This window comes from Agrobacterium vitis, assembly GCF_014926405.1.
Classification (GTDB): domain Bacteria; phylum Pseudomonadota; class Alphaproteobacteria; order Rhizobiales; family Rhizobiaceae; genus Allorhizobium; species Allorhizobium vitis_H.
The window spans coordinates 1,278,514-1,296,467 of sequence record NZ_JACXXJ020000003.1; the positions used below are offsets into that span (position 1 = coordinate 1,278,514).

At 57.7% G+C, this 17,954-nt stretch carries 15 protein-coding genes; 11 read left to right on the top strand and 4 right to left on the bottom strand.

The genetic code is table 11. The annotated features are described in order from the left end of the window. Window positions 1-100: 100 nt before the first annotated feature. Window positions 101-2,986: a Tn3 family transposase gene (locus tag IEI95_RS07045; protein WP_194415698.1), complete on the top strand. Its 2,886-nt coding sequence runs from the start codon at window positions 101-103 to the stop codon at window positions 2,984-2,986. A 305-nt stretch (window positions 2,987-3,291) separates the two neighbouring features. Next, window positions 3,292-4,137 carry a glyoxalase superfamily protein gene (locus tag IEI95_RS07050; protein WP_194416189.1) on the top strand — a complete coding sequence of 282 codons (846 nt, stop codon included), beginning with the start codon at window positions 3,292-3,294 and terminating at the stop codon, window positions 4,135-4,137. 463 nt (window positions 4,138-4,600) lie between these two features. Here IEI95_RS07050 and IEI95_RS07055 read toward each other — a convergent pair whose 3' ends face one another. From IEI95_RS07055 to repA, 4 genes are all read right to left on the bottom strand, one after another. Next, window positions 4,601-5,227, bottom strand: a complete 627-nt coding sequence (locus IEI95_RS07055) for a DUF1062 domain-containing protein (protein WP_194416190.1) — start codon at window positions 5,225-5,227, stop codon at window positions 4,601-4,603. A gap of 1,019 nt (window positions 5,228-6,246) precedes the next feature. Then, window positions 6,247-7,458: a plasmid replication protein RepC gene (gene repC, locus IEI95_RS07060; RefSeq protein ID WP_194416191.1), complete on the bottom strand. Its 1,212-nt coding sequence runs from the start codon at window positions 7,456-7,458 to the stop codon at window positions 6,247-6,249. A gap of 168 nt (window positions 7,459-7,626) precedes the next feature. Then, window positions 7,627-8,631 carry a plasmid partitioning protein RepB gene (gene repB / locus IEI95_RS07065; protein WP_194416192.1) on the bottom strand — a complete coding sequence of 335 codons (1,005 nt, stop codon included), beginning with the start codon at window positions 8,629-8,631 and terminating at the stop codon, window positions 7,627-7,629. A gap of 103 nt (window positions 8,632-8,734) precedes the next feature. Then, window positions 8,735-9,943 carry a plasmid partitioning protein RepA gene (gene repA, locus IEI95_RS07070; RefSeq protein ID WP_194416193.1) on the bottom strand — a complete coding sequence of 403 codons (1,209 nt, stop codon included), beginning with the start codon at window positions 9,941-9,943 and terminating at the stop codon, window positions 8,735-8,737. 357 nt (window positions 9,944-10,300) lie between these two features. On the opposite strand from repA, the gene traI reads away from it, so the two are divergent. Genes traI through IEI95_RS07115 form a run of 9 tightly spaced genes read left to right on the top strand, consistent with a single transcriptional unit; the run spans window position 10,301 to window position 17,954 of the window. Further along, the gene (gene traI / locus IEI95_RS07075) at window positions 10,301-10,939 is read left to right on the top strand and encodes an acyl-homoserine-lactone synthase (RefSeq protein ID WP_194416194.1); all 639 of its coding nucleotides are present in this window, start codon (window positions 10,301-10,303) and stop codon (window positions 10,937-10,939) included. Beyond that, a complete protein-coding gene (trbB, locus tag IEI95_RS07080; RefSeq protein ID WP_194416195.1) occupies window positions 10,936-11,907 on the top strand; it encodes a P-type conjugative transfer ATPase TrbB in 972 nt (323 codons plus the stop codon). Before traI ends, trbB begins: the two co-directional genes overlap by 4 nt. Beyond that, a complete protein-coding gene (trbC, locus tag IEI95_RS07085) occupies window positions 11,897-12,301 on the top strand; it encodes a conjugal transfer pilin TrbC (protein ID WP_194416196.1) in 405 nt (134 codons plus the stop codon). Before trbB ends, trbC begins: the two co-directional genes overlap by 11 nt. After that, window positions 12,294-12,593, top strand: a complete 300-nt coding sequence (gene trbD, locus IEI95_RS07090) for a conjugal transfer protein TrbD (RefSeq protein WP_194416197.1) — start codon at window positions 12,294-12,296, stop codon at window positions 12,591-12,593. The genes trbC and trbD overlap by 8 nt, the downstream gene beginning before the upstream one ends. An 11-nt stretch (window positions 12,594-12,604) precedes the next feature. Continuing rightward, window positions 12,605-15,073, top strand: a complete 2,469-nt coding sequence (locus IEI95_RS07095; RefSeq protein ID WP_194416198.1) for a conjugal transfer protein TrbE — start codon at window positions 12,605-12,607, stop codon at window positions 15,071-15,073. 13 nt (window positions 15,074-15,086) lie between these two features. Beyond that, a complete protein-coding gene (trbJ, locus tag IEI95_RS07100) occupies window positions 15,087-15,854 on the top strand; it encodes a P-type conjugative transfer protein TrbJ (protein ID WP_234934183.1) in 768 nt (255 codons plus the stop codon). Beyond that, window positions 15,851-16,078 (top strand): entry exclusion protein TrbK, encoded by a 228-nt coding sequence (gene trbK, locus IEI95_RS07105; protein WP_194416200.1) that lies wholly within the window; start codon window positions 15,851-15,853, stop codon window positions 16,076-16,078. The genes trbJ and trbK overlap by 4 nt, the downstream gene beginning before the upstream one ends. Then, complete coding sequence (trbL, locus tag IEI95_RS07110; RefSeq protein WP_194416201.1) at window positions 16,072-17,259, top strand: P-type conjugative transfer protein TrbL; 1,188 nt, start codon at window positions 16,072-16,074, stop codon at window positions 17,257-17,259. Before trbK ends, trbL begins: the two co-directional genes overlap by 7 nt. A gap of 17 nt (window positions 17,260-17,276) precedes the next feature. Continuing rightward, window positions 17,277-17,954, top strand: coding sequence for a conjugal transfer protein TrbF (locus IEI95_RS07115; protein WP_194416202.1), 678 nt, complete (start codon window positions 17,277-17,279; stop codon window positions 17,952-17,954).

A 17,954-nucleotide genomic window follows, 5' to 3' on the forward strand; every position in this document is an offset into this window, starting at 1 on the left:
GTATATCGGACGCGAATGTTTTGCTGGCTAGAATTGTATCTCAACCAGCTTCATAAACAAAGTATCTTAAACATGATCAAATTTTGAAAAAGGAACATAAATGCCGCGTCGCGTCACTCTCACGGATCGGCAAAGGGATGCGCTGTTGCGCCTGCCGACCTCGCAAGCGGATTTGCTGAAGCACTATACTCTTAGCGATGAGGATCTCGGCCACATCAGGCAACGCCGGCGCGCTCACAACAGATTCGGCTTCGCCCTGCAACTGTGCGTCCTACGATATCCCGGCCGGGCGTTGGCTCCGGGTGAACTGATACCGGCAGAGGTCATTGATTTTATCGGAGCACAACTCGGTCTCCATGCCGATGATCTTGTCGAATATGCTACACGTGAGGAGACGCGGCACGAGCATCTTTCCGAACTGCGGGTGCTCTATGGATTCCGCACCTTCTCCGGACGTGGTGCGCGTGATCTGAAGGAATGGTTGTTCCGCGAAGCCGAGATCGCTTTATCGAACGAGGATGTTGCCATTCGCTTCGTGACCGAATGCCGTCGCACGCGCACAGTTCTTCCCGCGACATCGACGATCGAGCGGCTATGCGCAATGGCTCTGGTCGATGCTGAACGACAGATTGAGACAAGAATTGCCAGTCGCTTGTCGCAAGAAACTAGGACGCCATTATTAGCGTTGCTCGAAGATACCGTTGACGACCGGGTAAATCGGTTCGTCTGGTTGCGGCAATTCGAGCCAGGCTCGAACTCATCGTCTGCCAACCGGCTGCTCGACCGGATAGAATATCTGCAACGCGTCGTTCTTCCCGATGATTTGCTGGCCGGTGTCCCAGCCCATCGCGTGACACGTCTGCGTCGGCAAGGCGAACGATATTATGCTGACGGCATGCGCGATCTTCCGGAGGACAGGCGGCTTGCAATTCTGGCCGTCTGCGCGTCGGAATGGCAGGCAATGCTTGCCGACGCCGTGGTCGAAACCCACGACCGGATCGTCGGCAGGCTCTACCGGGCGTCGGAACAGATTTGCCAGGCGAAGATCGCCGACGAAGCAAACGCAGTGCGCGACACCCTGAAATCTTTCGCCGAAATCGGTGGAGCCTTGGTCGATGCACAGGATGATGGCCAGCCGCTGGACGATGTTATCGCGAGCGGATCAGGCTGGGACGGCTTCAAAACCCTTGTCGCGATGGCAACCAGGCTTACCGCCACCATGGCGGACGATCCCCTCAACCATGTGCTGGACGGCTATCACCGCTTTCGCCGTTACTCTCCTCGCATGCTGCGCCTGCTCGATATACGAGCTGCGCCAATCGCGTTGCCGCTTCTGGAGGCGGTAACGGCCCTGAGCACCGGTTTGCACAATGCCTCGCATACAGCCTTTCTGCGGCCGAGCTCGAAATGGCATCGGCATCTTCGTGCCCAGGCGGCTGGCGATGCTCGCCTCTGGGAGATTGCGGTGCTGTTCCATCTGCGTGACGCGTTCCGCTCCGGAGATATCTGGCTGGCCAGATCCCGGCGCTATGGCGATCTGAAACATGCACTAGTGCCGGTGCAGACGCTGGCCGAAAGCGGCCGCCTGGCTGTGCCATTGCGGCCGGAGGAATGGCTGGCGGACCGGCAAGCCCGGCTCGAAATACGGCTACGCGAGCTTGGTCGCGCCACTCGCGCGGGCACAATTCCCGGTGGGTCCATCCAAAACGGCGTCCTGCATATCGAGAAGCTAGAAGCCGCCGCGCCGTCTGGTGCCGAGGATATGGTTCTCGATCTCTACAAGCAGGTCCCGTCTACGCGGATTACCGACATCCTGCTTGAGGTGGATGCTGCAACCGGTTTGTGCGAAGCCTTCACCCATCTGCGCACGGGAGCGCCCTGCGCCGATCGGATCGGACTGATGAACGTCATCCTCGCGGAGGGGATCAATCTAGGCCTTCGGAAGATGGCAGATGCTACTAATACCCACACCTTCTGGGAATTGATCCGCATTGGGCGGTGGCATGTCGAGGGCGAGGCCTATGACCGGGCGCTGGCCATAGTGGTCGAGGCGCAGGCGGCGCTACCTATGGCTCAATTCTGGGGCGCGGGTATCTCGGCATCAAGCGACGGGCAATTCTTCGCAGCAACTGAGCAAGGCGAGGCCATGAACCTGGTCAACGCGAAATACGGCAATACGCCGGGCCTGAAGGCTTACACCCACGTCTCCGATCAATACGCACCGTTCGCGACCCAGATGATCCCCGCGACGGCAAGCGAAGCGCCCTATATTCTTGACGGCCTGCTCATGAATGATGCTGGCCGTCATATCCGCGAGCAGTTCGCTGACACGGGAGGCTTCACCGATCACGTTTTTGCCGCGTGCGCCATTCTCGGCTATCGGTTCGCTCCTCGTATCCGGGACCTGCCGTCCAAGCGCCTCTATGCATTCAATCCATCGGCAGCGCCGGCGCACCTGCGGGCCTTGATCGGTGGAAAGATCAATCAGGCCATGATTGAGCGAAACTGGCCAGACATCCTGCGTATCGCCGCCACCATTGCAGCCGGAAGCGTTGCGCCCAGTCAGATATTGCGGAAACTTGCCTCCTATCCACGGCAGAACGAACTGGCTACAGCCTTGCGGGAAGTAGGCCGCGTTGAGCGGACCCTGTTCATGATCGACTGGATTCTGGATGCCGATCTGCAACGCCGCGCACAGATCGGCCTCAACAAGGGCGAGGCGCATCACGCGCTGAAACGGGCTATCAGCTTTCATCGGCGAGGCGAAATCCGCGATCGTTCGGCGGAAGGGCAGCACTACCGTATCGCGGGCATGAACCTGCTCGCCGCCATCATCATCTTCTGGAACACCATGAAGCTCGGCGAAGTCGTCGCCAACCAGAAACGAGCCGGAAAGGCGTTATCACCCGATCTACTGGCCCATGTCTCGCCACTCGGTTGGGAACACATCAATCTCACCGGAGAATATCGTTGGCCAAAGCCTTAGCGTAGGATTCCGCCCCGTCCCGCAAACGACCCCGTGTTCACAATAGGGATATGCTCTCTAGCCTTGGATTTAATAAACTGCAGGCAACTCCGTAGTTGACTCTGTTTTCGCCCTGATACAGCATCAGCAAAGGTTGATACGACCTGCTGGTTGCTCCCGTGAGGGAATGGTGAACGTATCACGCCTCGACGGCTTTCCCTTTGCCCGAGCGACTAAGTCAGCTAACGCAACCATCTGGCGCTCTTGGTTCGCTCATGCAAAGGACACGTCTATGCGCGATTACCGTGAAGCAAAAGTCATGGCTCATGACTCTACGCGATTCTCTTGCCATAAAAGACCTTAGGATCAGTCATAGTGAAAGCCTCGAGCTCGTTTCGAAGACGCTTGGGCTCCCCGATTGGAACACCTTATCGGCGAAGATCCAGGGAGAACGCAATGGCGCGGCATCCAACCAAAACAACGCCGACAGTTCGGGGATTTCAACAGATGAACGCAGCCAAAAATTAGCGGAGCAATCCGCGCCGCGAACCGCGATTCCGTTCGCTTCTCAACGTTTCGATAAGTTCGTGGGTTATTATCAGCTGGAACCGGGCATCCTCTTTAAAATCTATCGCGAAGGCGGAAGATTTTTCAGCCAAATCACAGGGCAAGCACCCATAGAAATCTTCGCGGAAAGTGACAAAAAGTTTTTTACAACTGTTGTTCACGCTCAAGTAAGCTTCATCACCAATTCACGTGATCAAGTGACAGAGCTCATTCTGCACCAGGATGGCTTTGAAAGACATTGGAAACGTATCGATAAAAAAACAGCAGACCAACTGATCACTGCGCTTGAGCGTCGCATCAAGAATAATCTACCTGGAGCAGGCACAGAGGACGCGCTCCGCCGATTTATCGACGGAATAACGTCAGGAAATCCGAACTATGATGAGATGGCGTCCGAGCAAGCTCAAGCGATACGCGATCAACTAAGTGGCTTGCAGCCCTTTATTGGAAAGGAGGGTGCGATAAAGTCTATTAGATTTATTGGGGTCCAAGATAACGGAGATGACACCTACCACGTCGAGCATGAAAAGCGTCTTTTCCGATGGACTATTGGGCTCGATTCGGATGGTAAAATTGAAAGATCATGGGTCACGTCCGGCGGTTAAGGGCGCGTCACACAGTTTGATTGTGTTTGCTGATCGACCAAAACGCCGACCGGCTTAACGTGCAAGCAGGGCGTCAAGGCACAACCTTCACCCCGAAGCGAAAGCAAAAAGCACGTTGGTGGCAACGACATCTCCGTTGCCACCATTCGGAAGTTTGCTATCCGCCCACAGAGCTTTATGAGAGTTCGCGGCGCGGTTCACTATCTGGCGCGTCTTGGCGCAGGATTTTGAACTGCTCGTGTCTCCATCCCTGATAGGGCTTATGCTTGGCATCTTCGAAACGAATAGCCTTCTTGAATTGTCAGCAGGAGTGAATTCTGATGAGCTTCGCATATCGAGAGCATAACGTTGATATCCCGCTAAACAACGGCAAGGGCAAACGAAGCAAGACCATCTACTAAAAACGAGGCTTGAAATCACGAAGGCCCGAAATTTCAGGCCTTCGTGATAAGGCAATACCGGGCTAACCTGTCGCTAAAGGTCTCCACAATTGGACTCGTTCGGCCTCGGTGGAGAGGTCAATGGTAACCTGTGTACCAGTTTTGATACGCCGTCGCAGGACGTCGGCGCGGTCAGAATTTGTCTGAAGCATACCACTGTCATGAAACGTTTGAAGCCGTGAACGAGAAACTCTCAACTCTGATGCCAGCAGACGGTCAAGGCGTGTGTTAGTCGGAAATGGAACCTCCAGTTCAATCTCCAATTTGGTCCAATTGTCAGCTTCGTGCAGAATCGCTTTTTCGATATCAACCTGCGAAAACTCATCGACGCGCTGCGACTTGCGCCTCAAAGCTTCGAGGTTGAACGCTTCCGTCCGGATCCACTGCGGATCGTTGGACTGCAGCGCTTCGAGGACGACAGGATTGATGTCGCGGACATTCTGTCGCTCAAAGATTGGCCGGTTCCATGTCTTTTCGCAGATCAGGCACTTGTAGATAAGCCACGCATCAAGCTTGCGGCCATTGGCGTTGAGCCGGATTTTGCCGCTGGATTGGAAGGCTCTGAGGCCCCCACATCCGCTGCACGCAATCCAAGGCTGGGGAGCCGTCTGGGGAATCGGGGTCCATCGGACCCGAAGTGTATTGCACATATCGTCTTGGTCTTCCGTTCGGAAGTCCACCAAGATGGTGCATGAGAAAACCCTTGCGGGCACGGCGTGGCGATGTTTTGGGCGGCTGAAGAGCTGAGACAGCGGAGCTGCACATGGCACATTGTAACAATGCCAAACCGGTCTCTTGCCACCACCCGATGAACATGATCATACGCCGACAGCATGTTGCTATCCGGCAGTACGGGTGAAACTGGATTGAGACCGGTATTTACTTAGGCAAAGTCTACCTCGATGCGCCAATGCTCTTCAACAACAGCGATAACAAATGATCGATCCGAATTGGAGTCCTTTGTCGCATCCTTAAGCTGAAAGCTGCGGCGTTGCGGCTTTTATGTGACTTTGCAACGAAAGCAGGCTCGTTGGATACACAGCCGATGAATTTCCCGATAGACGGTGGAGCGTCCGAGTCCAAGCTGCCGCGCAGCCTCCGTCAGTCCATGCAGGCTGGCGCCGGACAGAAAACCCGGATAGCTCATCGAGGGATGAGCCGACTGGTAAAATCGATAGTCAAAATCGCCGCAGGCGTATCGCGGGCGCGACCAGTTCTGACAATGTTGTTTCGGCGACCATCACTGCCGGGATGTGCTGGTCAGTGTAGCCAGGGCGATCCGTGGAACACGGCTCGGCCAGAAGCTACCCCATTACGTCTCAGCTGGCAAAGCGTGGCGGCATTGCCCAGTGCAATGGGGGAGGTAAATTTTTTCTTGCCGGCAGTCGCTTCACGCTGGTCAGTCATAACTCGGATATTCTGCCCTTAGACTGACCGAGCGAGGCCACCGGCACTATCCTCGCATTCTCGGAAAGTTCGATCCGCTCAGAAACTCCGCTCATCGAACCCTGACGCGTCTTGACCATCTTAAACCACGTCACCCGGTCTCGACGATCCCGGTCAGCCTATTTTTCCAAGTGGTGTAAAATCAATGCCTTAGTATGTTGTCAGCTGACGACAGCACGCGAATCTGCCGAAACGTCACATATCCGCAGTTGTTCTGCTTGTTTCATGCCCGCATTGCCCCGACTGAATTGACTTTGAGAAGCGCCATCAGCATTGGCCCCAGAGAGAATTCACCGCGCCGCGTTCTGGACGTGAGGTCGCGGAGATATCCACCAGCCGAATTGATGTGCCCTGCCCGCTCAAGTATCGCAGCAATCGCGACGGCCGCATTCTCGGCGCCCATAACCTCGCAGGCATCCTGATAGGCGGACGCGCTTACACCTAAAGTGGAACGGACAACAACTGCGGCAGACATCAGGTCTCGCCACCCTCGCACCTCGCCACCAGGTGCATAGGCCGCAATTTCAGGGCACGCACGCATGACCAATCCAATTGGGAAAACCTTGAGCGTCTCGATACGACGCTCAAGGTTTTTCTCCGTCTTTTCGCCCTTGCCTTTTTCGGTGCTAGGTTCAAGTTCAGATATAGAGTCGGTATTTGAATTCTGTATGTGCTCGCGGATATCGCTATCATTGGTGCCGGATTTCTCGGGAAAAACCTGACATTCCAGTATATTGAGAATACCTTCCCGCAAAAGCGATAATTCGTCCAGGATTGCTTCGAAGTCCGTTTTCGATTTGGCTGTCCGCAGCCTTGCTACTGCTGCGATATAGGCGGCCTCGATCATCGCCCAGTCCCCAGCCGCGCCGTCTTCAACCGCAGCAGTGATGAGTTTTCGAACGTCCCTGCGGGCGATAGTCGTGCGTTCTTTGACAACCTTCAGGCGTCGGGCGTCTTCGGCAACCTGTTGCGCCATGAGGGCGAATTCTTCCGACCTTGCAAGCAAGGGGCCAAGACTGAACCCATAAGCTGTCTCGACAGCACCGTCCTTGGCACGCCTCACGTAGCGCTTGCCATTGGGGCTGTCGTTGCGATTGATCAACCCTGCATCTACCAGCACTGCCAGGTTCTCTCTCAGGGTCGTCCCAGCGATACCGTTTGCTCGAGCGATCAACTGGGCATTGGACGGAAAGACCACGAGGTTTTCATCGTGGCTGAGTTTCGTCTCGGGATAAAATGACAGGAGGGCGTTGAGTACGGCAAGCGCTCGATCGCGCAAGCCAAGAAGCGTTCGCGCGTCACAAACGTCACGATACACTTTCCACTTATCCGCAGACTTTCCCTCTCGAATCTCGGATACCTTGAATTGGGCCTTGACCAATGCAAGCGTCATCGGTCGCCGCCCGAAGGGCGTCGTTACACTTCCATTTTGCATTTTTCTTTCACCTTTCGATCGGCAAAAGAAATCCGCTCACCAAAACGGTGCCAAAGACTCTTGACTAGGATTCATGGAAATGCGATTCTCGGGCTGCTTAGACCAATGAGAGAGGCTTCCACGACGGCAACGTTTGGGGGCCTTTTTCTTTTGCGGTTTCTTCCTTCTCTAACTTTCAGATCCGGACGCGCTCTGCCGGAAGCTCTCGTAAAGATCGGGAATACGATCCATCACGAACTTGGCAAAAGCCTCGTCTCTATCTCTATCAATTTGGATCTTGCAAACCTTACCTGTGACAGCAAGAGTGGCGATCTCGGACCCATCCGCAGACTTTGCGATAAGGGCATGGGGTTTCACGGAAACCGGCTTATCGATCGCCTTAATGGCGCGAAGCACTGCGATAAAGCGATCATCAGACGTCTTGTGGCCGAAAGAACTGTCCCTCATTGCTTTGCGCGCTTTGGTTTCCGCGCCTTCGCTCTTCAGCACATCGACAAGCTCTTGCCACCGAGGTCGACCAATTTTCGGAGCTCTTCCTATCGCTTCGCTTAGCCATGTTGGAACCGCGCGGCCTACGTTGATGAGCTTCGATGCCTCTTGACGATCAACTGAGAGAGCGGTCTGAATGAGTGTCCGATCGAAGCCACCGTCTTGGAGTTTGAGAGCGAACATCGAACGCTCAATGAAGGTAAGGTCCTCGCGAGCGGAGTTTTCGATGCCCTGTGCAAGAACGAGGCGGTCATCCCCTAGCTCGCGGACGTAAGCTTTTACCTTGATGCCGAGTTCGCTGGCAGCGCGCACACGGCGATGGCCGTAGGCAATCTGATAGCGGCCGGTCTCCGTCGGATGATCGCGAACGAGGACAGGTATTTCCTGGCCATTCTCCAGGAACGAGGTTTTGAGTGCTTCGACAGCGGAGGGATCCTGATCCGCAAAACGATCAGAGAAAGGAGAGGGGTCAATAAGTGAGGGATCCAGCTCGATAGGCAGAGCGCCTTCCGCAACCCGCTGCTTGAGTTCTTCGTAATCTCTCTCAACTTCCGAGAAGGTGTCTTTCAAGGACCGCACCGCGCCCGACGCTACACGCTGCATTGGTTGGCGGGTCTCGGCCGAGGGCACCACATCCGGCCCAGCAGCGAAGAGATTGCGAACTGATTGAGTTCGTTTGCTCATCTTTGGTCTCCCCGATAAAAACGCTGCCCATGTAGAGGCAATAACGTCGTGTCGTCAGCTGACACCAAGCTAAACGATTGATTTTCTTGACCGTGGAGCATGATCACCTGCCCCACACGTCATTGATTAAGCCGACAGCTTCATGGTTCACGGCGCTGATCGATTCCATGGCGCGATCGTAAGTCGACCGACCTACAGCACCACGCGAAAGCTCGTAGAGCGATTGTTTGGTCAAACCGGCATTGGCGATTGCAGTCGACTTCCAGGCTGCAGCAGCCATTACATCAGTTCCGAATACATCGCGAAGCAGACCGACAATTTCCTGTTCAGGGACGTCTCGCGGATCGTGGCGAGTAACAAGGAACCTTAGGAAATCATAATCGAGCTTACCACCCGCTTCCTCGATGACGGATACAAGATCAGACGTCATGAGAAGAAACTGGCTCATGGACGCGACGTCCACCATCTGTGGGTGAACGGTAACAATCATACCCGTCGCGGCATTGAGAGCCCCCATGGTTAGAAACCCGAGCTGAGGAGGGCAGTCGATGACAACGATATCGTATTCATCTTCAACCTGATTGATTGCGCTCGCCACACGCCTGAAGAACAGATCTTCTGGCCGACCTCGGTTCTGAAGCATGAAGCGAGGCGTCTGATGCTCGAACTCCATCAGTTCGAGATTGCCAGGGACAATGCTGATGCCCGTAAAGTAGGTCGAACGGATCACATCTTTCATCGGCACGCGCTGGTCGTCGTATCTGATTGCGCCATAGATGGTGGCATTCTCGGCAACGTCAAACTCGGGCTGATACCCGAACATCGCCGAAAGCGAAGCCTGAGGATCGAGATCGATTGCGAGAACCCTGTAACCCTGTAGCGCCAAACCCTGTGCGAGATAAAGTGAGGTGGTCGTTTTGGCCGACCCTCCCTTGAAATTTGCGACGGTTATGATCTGAAGTTTGTCACCTTCACGACGACGTGGCCAAAATCGCCCAGCCTCTTTCGGACGCGCCTCAGCGAGGTATCGCCGCAACTCGTTGATCTGCTCCAAGGTATAGGAGCGCCGTCCTCCCGCGCCAATATCCGGCGCGGGGCCAAGGCCATCCAGCGACAGTTGGCGCAGGTACCCATCAGACACGCCAACTATCTCGGCAACTTCGCCAGACGTGAATGAGCGAAGCGACTTTTGCGCTGTTGGCGGAAAGGCGCGCTCACCGACCGCACGGAGTCGCGCAGACAGCGCTTCAGCGCGCTGCGTGATATGTGCAGACGTTGCTGCTCTACTGATGTGCCTGTCGATCACGTTCACTTTAACCTCAGGTTCAAGACGGTTTGCAAGCGTCAGACGCGCTTATGCCGTCTCATGATAACGCACGATTCTAGCGATGCTGCAAGAGAATTAGAGTTAACAAGAAGTTAACACAATTTCCTGAAATTTTGGCGGGAGGTTGAATTCTCGATATGTATCCGCACGTTAAGCTGATTCTTAACGTAATATCTATTCCCTGGGTTCTGCAGATCTGCAGACAAAATCCTGTGGCTTTGCCGGGTCTGAACAACCGAAGGCGCAGTTACAAGCCGACTCAGCTATCTGCAGATCTGCAGATAGCCATCAATCGCCTGAGATGGTTTGTCTGCCGCATGTCCACATCATGCGGAGATAGATATGCTGATTCTGACCGCTTCCCCGGATCGATACGTCGATCGTTCAAATCTCCTAAAACAGATGCACTGCTTGCGCGCGGCAGTCTTCCGCGAACGTCTTGAGTGGGAAGTCACGATTACTGAGGCAGGAGAACGAGACGAGTACGACGATTTCGACCCGACCTACATACTTGCGATCACCGATGATGAGAGGGTCGTCGGCTGCGCTCGTCTCCTTCCGGCAATAGGACCGACCATGCTTGAGCGAACGTTTCCGCAGTTGCTGGCAACCGGTTCCCTCAACGCATCTGACCGAATGATCGAAAGCTCCCGCTTTTGCGTCGACACATCCTTGCCTGCGGGCAGGGGAGGGGGGCAACTGCATTTCGCGACGCTTACCATGTTTGCAGGCATCATCGAATGGTCGATGGAAAACGGCTATGACGAGATCGTCACAGCAACCGACCTCCGCTTTGAGCGCATCTTGAACCGAGCCGGATGGCCAATGAAGCGGCTTGGCGATCCCGTGGCGATCGGCAACACCGTGGCAGTGGCTGGGACACTTCCAGCCGATCAGGAAAGCTTTGAGCGGGTCCGCCCACCGGACTATCGGTCGATCATAGCCGGATATCGCGGTCATCAGGTTAGGAGCGCTGCGTGACCCAACTTCGTTCCCATCCACGATTGGTCCGCAAACTGCAGGACGCCCTGGGCGATCAGCTCTGCGTTGCGCTTGAAGACGCGACGGTGGTCGAAATCATGCTCAATCCCGATGGCCGGCTGTTCATCGAACGCCTCGGCCACGGCGTGGCAGCGGCCGGCGCGATGAGCCCTGCCGCTGCGGAAGTCGTGATCGGCAGCGTGGCCCACGCGCTCCAGTCGGAGGCCGACGATGAGCGACCAATCATCTCTGGCGAACTGCCGATTGGCGGACACCGCTTCGAGGGCCTGTTGCCTCCGATCGTATCAAGTCCGGCATTCACCATCCGCCGGCGCGCCTCGCGTCTCATCCCGCTCACCGATTACGTGAAGTCGAAGGTGATGACCGAAGCCCAGGCATCTGCCATTCGAAGCGCGATCGACGCTCGCATGAACATCGTCATCTCAGGGGGCACTGGATCAGGCAAAACGACGCTTGCCAACGCCATCATCGCCGAGATCGTCACTGCGGCCCCGGACGATAGGATGGTCATCCTTGAAGACACGGCCGAAATCCAGTGCGCGGCGGAAAACGCAGTTTCGCTTCACACCAGCGATACCATCGACATGGCTCGTCTGCTGAAAAGCACAATGCGCCTGCGTCCGGATCGCATCATCGTTGGCGAGGTCCGCGACGGCGCGGCACTGACGCTGCTCAAGGCCTGGAACACCGGCCACCCCGGCGGCGTCACCACGATCCATTCCAACACGGCGATGTCAGCCTTGCGCCGGCTGGAGCAGCTGACTGCGGAAGCCAGCCAGCAGCCGATGCAGGAGGTGATCGGCGAGGCCGTCGATCTCGTCGTCTCTATTGAACGAACAGGAAAGGGGAGGCGGGTCCGTGAGGTGATCCACATCGAAGGATACCGCAACGGCCGCTACCAGACCGAACATTATGCCCAGATCGATGAGGACAGCCATGTCGCGTAAAATCTCCATTCTTCTCACCGGCGCGACGCTTGTCGTCGTTTGCCTCAGCCTCACAGACTCCGCACTCGCTTCCTCGGGCGGGGGCGGTCTTCCCTGGGAATCGCCGCTGCAACAGATCCAGCAATCGATCACCGGACCTGTCGCCGGGTTTATCGCGCTGGCCGCGGTCGCCATCGCCGGTGCCATGCTCATCTTCGGAGGCGAGTTGAATGATTTCGCGAGACGGCTTTGCTACGTCGCGCTGGTTGGGGGCGTCCTGCTTGGAGCCACCCAGATCGTCGCTCTCTTCGGCGCGACCGGAGCTTCGATCGGCGAGGGTCACGCACTGGCCGAGCAAGGAACTCCTGAACCGAAGGCGACGCCGGCCACAGCGGGGGAGGGGGCTCATGGCTGAGGCCGGCTCTTCTCTGGCACGCTCGCGGGTGCACCGGGCATTGTCGCGCCCGAACCTGTTGATGGGCGCCGACCGCGAGCTCGTGCTGCTGACGGCGCTTGCGGCGGTCATCCTGATCTTCGTGGTTCTGACCTGGTACGCGGCTCTGTTCGGCATCGCGATTTGGCTGGTCGTCGTGGCGGCGCTACGCATGATGGCCAAATCTGATCCACTGATGCGCCGGGTGTATCTCCGACACATTTCTTACAGGACGTCGTATCGCGCGACGTCGTCGCCTTGGCGCAAGTTTTGAAGGCGCTTTAGATGGTCGCCCTCAAATCATTCCGCCATTCCGGACCGTCCTTCGCCGATCTTGTGCCCTACGCCGGCCTCATCGATAATGGCGTCATCCTGCTGAAGGACGGCTCGCTGATGGCCGGTTGGTATTTCGCGGGGCCGGACAGCGAGAGCTCGACCGACGCCGAGCGCAACGAGGTGTCGCGCCAGATCAACGCAATCCTTTCGCGGCTCGGTTCCGGATGGATGATCCAGGTCGAGGCTATCAGGGTGCCAACTGGCGATTATCCGACTGAGGCTGAATCCCACTTTCCCGATCCAGTGACGCGCGCCATCGACGATGAGCGGCGGGCGCACTTTCAAAAGGAGAGGGGGCATTTCGAGAGCCGGCACGCTCTGATCCTGACCTGGCGGCCGCCGGAGCAGCGGCGCTCCGGGTTGACGCGGTATATCTATTCGGATGTGGGCAGCCGTTCAGCCACCTATGCCGACAAGGCGCTGACAAGTTTCCTCACCTCGATCCGGGAGGTCGAGCAGTATCTCGCGAATGTCGTATCGATCCGCCGGATGATGGCGCGGGAAACGTCGGAGCGCGGCGGCTATCGCGTCGCGCGCTACGACGAGCTGTTCCAGTTCATTCGCTTCTGCGTCACCGGCGAGAACCATCCGGTGCGCCTGCCTGATATCCCCATGTATCTCGACTGGCTGGTGACGGCGGAGCTTCAGCATGGGCTGACACCAATGGTCGAGAACCGCTTTCTCGGCGTGGTGGCAATCGACGGTCTCCCGGCCGAAAGCTGGCCGGGCATTCTCAATACGCTCGACCGGATGCCACTCACCTATCGCTGGTCGTCCCGCTTCGTCTTCCTCGACGCCGAGGAGGCACGGGCGCGCCTTGAGCGGACCCGCAAGAAATGGCAGCAGAAGGTGCGGCCATTCTTCGACCAGCTGTTCCAGACGCAATCACGCTCGGTCGACCAGGACGCCATGCTGATGGTGGCTGAAACCGAGGACGCCATCGCCGAAGCCTCCTCGCAGTTCGTTGCCTATGGCTATTACACGCCGGTCATCGTCATCTTCGAAGAAGATGCGGTCCGGCTCCAGGAAAAGTGCGAGGCCATACGTCGCGTGATCCAGGCAGAAGGTTTTGGCGCACGGATCGAGACACTGAACGCCACGGATGCCTTTCTCGGCAGCCTGCCCGGCGTCTCCTACGCCAACATCCGCGAGCCGCTGATCAACACCCGCAATCTCGCCGATCTCATCCCACTGAACTCCGTCTGGTCGGGCAGTCCAAACGCGCCTTGCCCGTTCTATCCGCCGGCCTCGCCACCGCTGATGCAGGTAGCATCCGGTTCGACGCCGTTTCGGCTCAATCTGCATGTCGACGATGTCGGCCATACGCTGGTCTTCGGTCCAACCGGCTCCGGCAAGTCGACACTGCTGGCGCTGATTGCCGCGCAGTTCCGGCGCTATGCCGATGCCCAGGTGTTCGCCTTCGACAAGGGCGGCTCGATGCTGCCGCTGACGCTGGGCCTTGATGGCGATCACTACCAGATCGGCGGCGATATCGGCCCGTTGGCTGGTGGTGAGGTGAAGGCGCTTGCCTTCTGCCCGCTTGCCGAACTGTCGACCGACGGCGACCGCGCCTGGGCCTCCGAATGGATCGAGATGCTTGTAGCGCTGCAAGGTGTGACCATCACCCCGGACTATCGCAACGCCATCTCCAGGCAGTTGGCGCTGATGGCGGAATCCCGCGGCCGCTCGCTCTCGGACTTCGTTTCCGGCGTGCAGATGCGCGAAATCAAGGACGCGCTGCATCACTACACCGTCGACGGCCCGATGGGCCAGTTGCTCGACGCCGAAGAGGACGGTCTGGCGCTCGGCGCCTTTCAGTGCTTCGAGATCGAGGAACTGATGAATATGGGCGAGCGCAATCTTGTCCCCGTTCTCACCTACCTGTTTCGTCGTATCGAGAAACGCCTGACCGGCGCGCCCAGCCTGATCATCCTCGACGAGGCCTGGTTGATGCTTGGCCATCCCGTGTTTCGCGACAAGATCCGGGAATGGCTGAAGGTGCTGAGAAAGGCCAACTGCGCCGTTGTTCTTGCCACCCAATCGATCTCGGACGCGGAGCGGTCCGGGATCATCGATGTCCTAAAGGAAAGCTGCCCGACAAAAATCTGCCTGCCGAACGGCGCGGCACGCGAACCGGGTACGCGTGAGTTCTACGAGCGCATCGGCTTCAACGAACGACAGATCGAGATCGTCGCAACCGCCATTCCAAAGCGCGAATATTACGTCGTCTCACCGGAGGGCCGAAGGCTCTTCAACATGGCGCTCGGTCCGGTCGCGCTCTCTTTCGTCGGGGCGACGGGCAAGGAAGATCTGAAGCAGATTCGCAGCCTGCACTCCGAACACGGAGCCGCATGGCCTTGTCCTTGGCTCCAGCAAAGGGGGATCGCCCATGCCGAGACACTTTTTTCTGCCGAATAACATCGCGCACGCCATGGCCATGGCTGCCATTATTCTCCCCGCCGTACTTCCGGCCTCAGCTGAGGCCGGCGGCGTGACGGGTGAAGCGACCGAATGGACACAGCTCGCCAACAATACCGAACTGATCTCGCTGGTCGGCAAGTCGGCCGAACAGGTCAACAACCAGATCACCCAGATCTCGCAACTTGCCGAGCAAATCCAGAACCAGATCAACATCTACAACAACATGCTGCAAAACACGGCGCAATTGCCAAACCACATCTGGGGTCAGGTCGAGAATGACCTGAAGAACCTGCAGAACGTCGTGGAGCAGGGGCAGGGCGTCGCGTTCTCGATGGGCAATATCGACGACGTGCTCAAGCAGCGTTTCCAAAGCTTTGCCGAGATGAAAAACAACCTGCCTGACGGAGCAAGCTTTTCGTCCACCTATCAGAACTGGTCCGACACCAACCGCGACACGATCGCAGGTTCCCTGAAGGCAGCAAACCTGACGGCTGACCAGTTTTCGAGCGAGGAGAGCACGATGTCGTCGCTGCGATCGATGTCGGAAACGGCCGACGGGCAGATGAAGGCGCTGCAGATCGGACATCAGATCGCCGCCCAGCAGATCGCGCAGATGCAAAAGCTGCGTGGTCTCGTTTCCCAGCAGATGACGATGATGGGCACCTGGTTTCAGTCTGAACAGGCGCAAAAGGATTTGGCCCAGGCGCGCCGTGAACAATTCTTCAGCGGAAGCGAGCATGACATCCGCGGCGGACAGACGATGGAGCCCCGCTGGTGAGCCCGCGCCTTGTCATCATCCTTGCTGTCGTGGGGATCATCGCTTCCGGCGTCGGCATCGCCAGGTGGATCGTCCAGCCGGGACCGACTCCCATGTCCGGAGCGGAAGAAGCATCGCCAGAGGCTGCATCCGACGCCGACCGGCGTGCTCACCGGGAGAAGTTCTTTGGTGGCGACACCACTCGCGACATTCGCGGCGGCCAGGAGATGAAGCCGAGATGGTGATCGTTCATCCCTCCCGACGCATCGAGCGCGCCTTCGTCACCTTGGGCCTCATCCTGCTCGCAAGCACGCCAGCTCTGGCGCAGCAGGGTCAAGTTCTGACGACCCTGGAAAACTCCGTCGTCGCGGCCGCCAAGGGCTGGGAGACGACGGTCATGAATGCAGCGCGTTCACTGTTTTGGATTCTGGCGGGCATCGAGGTTGGCATCGCCGCTGTATGGTTGGCGATCAATGCTGCCTCGCTCGACAGCTGGTTTGCCGAGCTGGTGAAACGCATCATGTTTATTGGATTGTTCGCCTTCATTCTCAATGAGGGCCCGGCATTTGCAAAGGCTGTCGTCGACAGCCTCTACCAAATCGGCGCCGGCGGTGGCTCGGCCTCGCCGGCCAATATTTTTGACGCCGGCATTCGTGTCGCGACCAAGATGTCGGAACAGGCGAAGTTTGGCCTCTTCGAGGATAACTCCCTGGCGATCGCCGCCGTGTTCGCCATGGTCGTGGTCGTCGTCTGCTTCTCGCTCGTTGCCGCCATCTTCGTCTCGATCATGGTGGAGATGTATGTCGGCTTGCTCGCGGGCATGATCATGCTCGGATTGGGTGGCACATCCTACACCAAGGATTTCGCCATCAAATATCTGGTCTACGCCTTCTCGGTCGGCATGAAACTGATGGCGCTGGTGATGATTGCCAAAATCGGCTCGGACATCCTGCTGGGCCTGGCCGAGGCACCGACAGCCACATCAGAGCAGTTCATCACCACACTCGCGATCGCCGGCATCTCGGTCGTGGTCTTCGTCATCGCCATGTATGTACCGCCGATCCTGCAGGGTGTCGTTCAGGGTGCTTCCGTTTCCGGGGGCATGGAAGCCATTCGCCACGGTGGACAGGCCGCATCCTTTGCGGCCGGCGCCGGCTTTTTGGCGACGGCAGCAGCCAGCAGAGGTTTTCAGGCAGCAGGCGCGGCGAGGGCAGGGGGAGCGTCCCTCGGTAGTGCCGCCATGCGTGGCATGGAGGCAGGCATCGGCGGTGCGGCAGGTGCGCTCAGTTCAGCCGCGAAGGACAAGGCGGTTGGATCGCCCGGTGCCTATGCCGGATCCCTGCTCGGGCTCGCTAATGCCAAACTCGACCAGCAGCCGGGTCGGACCGCGTCGCCTCCACCACCGCCACTTAACGAGACCAAATAACTGGAGGCCGATCCGCCATGGCCGGACACAATCCGCTCGATAATCCCGATCTTGCCAATCCCTATATCGCCGCGCGCAACGAATGGAACGAGCGCTATGGATCCTATGTCAGGTCCGCCGCTGCCTGGCGTATCGTCGGCATTGCCGGCATGACCATGGCTGTGATCGGCTTTGGCTACGCGCTGTACCAGAGCACACAGGTCAAGCTCGTTCCCTATATCGTCGAGGTCGACAAGCTCGGCACGGCCGTCAATGCCGGCTTCCCGCAGCAGATCGAATATGCCGATCCGCGCGTGGTGCGCGCCACCCTCGGCAGCTTCGTGTCGAACTTTCGAAGCGTGACTCCCGACGCGGTCGTGCAGAAGCAGTACATCGACAGAACCTATGGGCTGCTGAGGACTTCGGATCCCGCAACCGAGAAGGTCAATGCCTGGTTCCGGTCGAACTCGCCCTTCGAGAAAGCGAAGAGCTCGACCGTGGCAATCGAGGTCAACAATATCGTCGCGCTGTCGAACCAGAGCTACCAGTTGGACTGGACCGAATTCGAGCGCGACCGGCGCGGCAAGGAAACCGCCGTCCGCCGCTTCCGCGGCATTGCCACCGTGACCCTGACGCCGCCGCAGGACGAAGGCGTCATCCGCTTGAACCCTATCGGTCTCTATCTCCGCGACTTCGACTGGACAGCACAGCTTTGA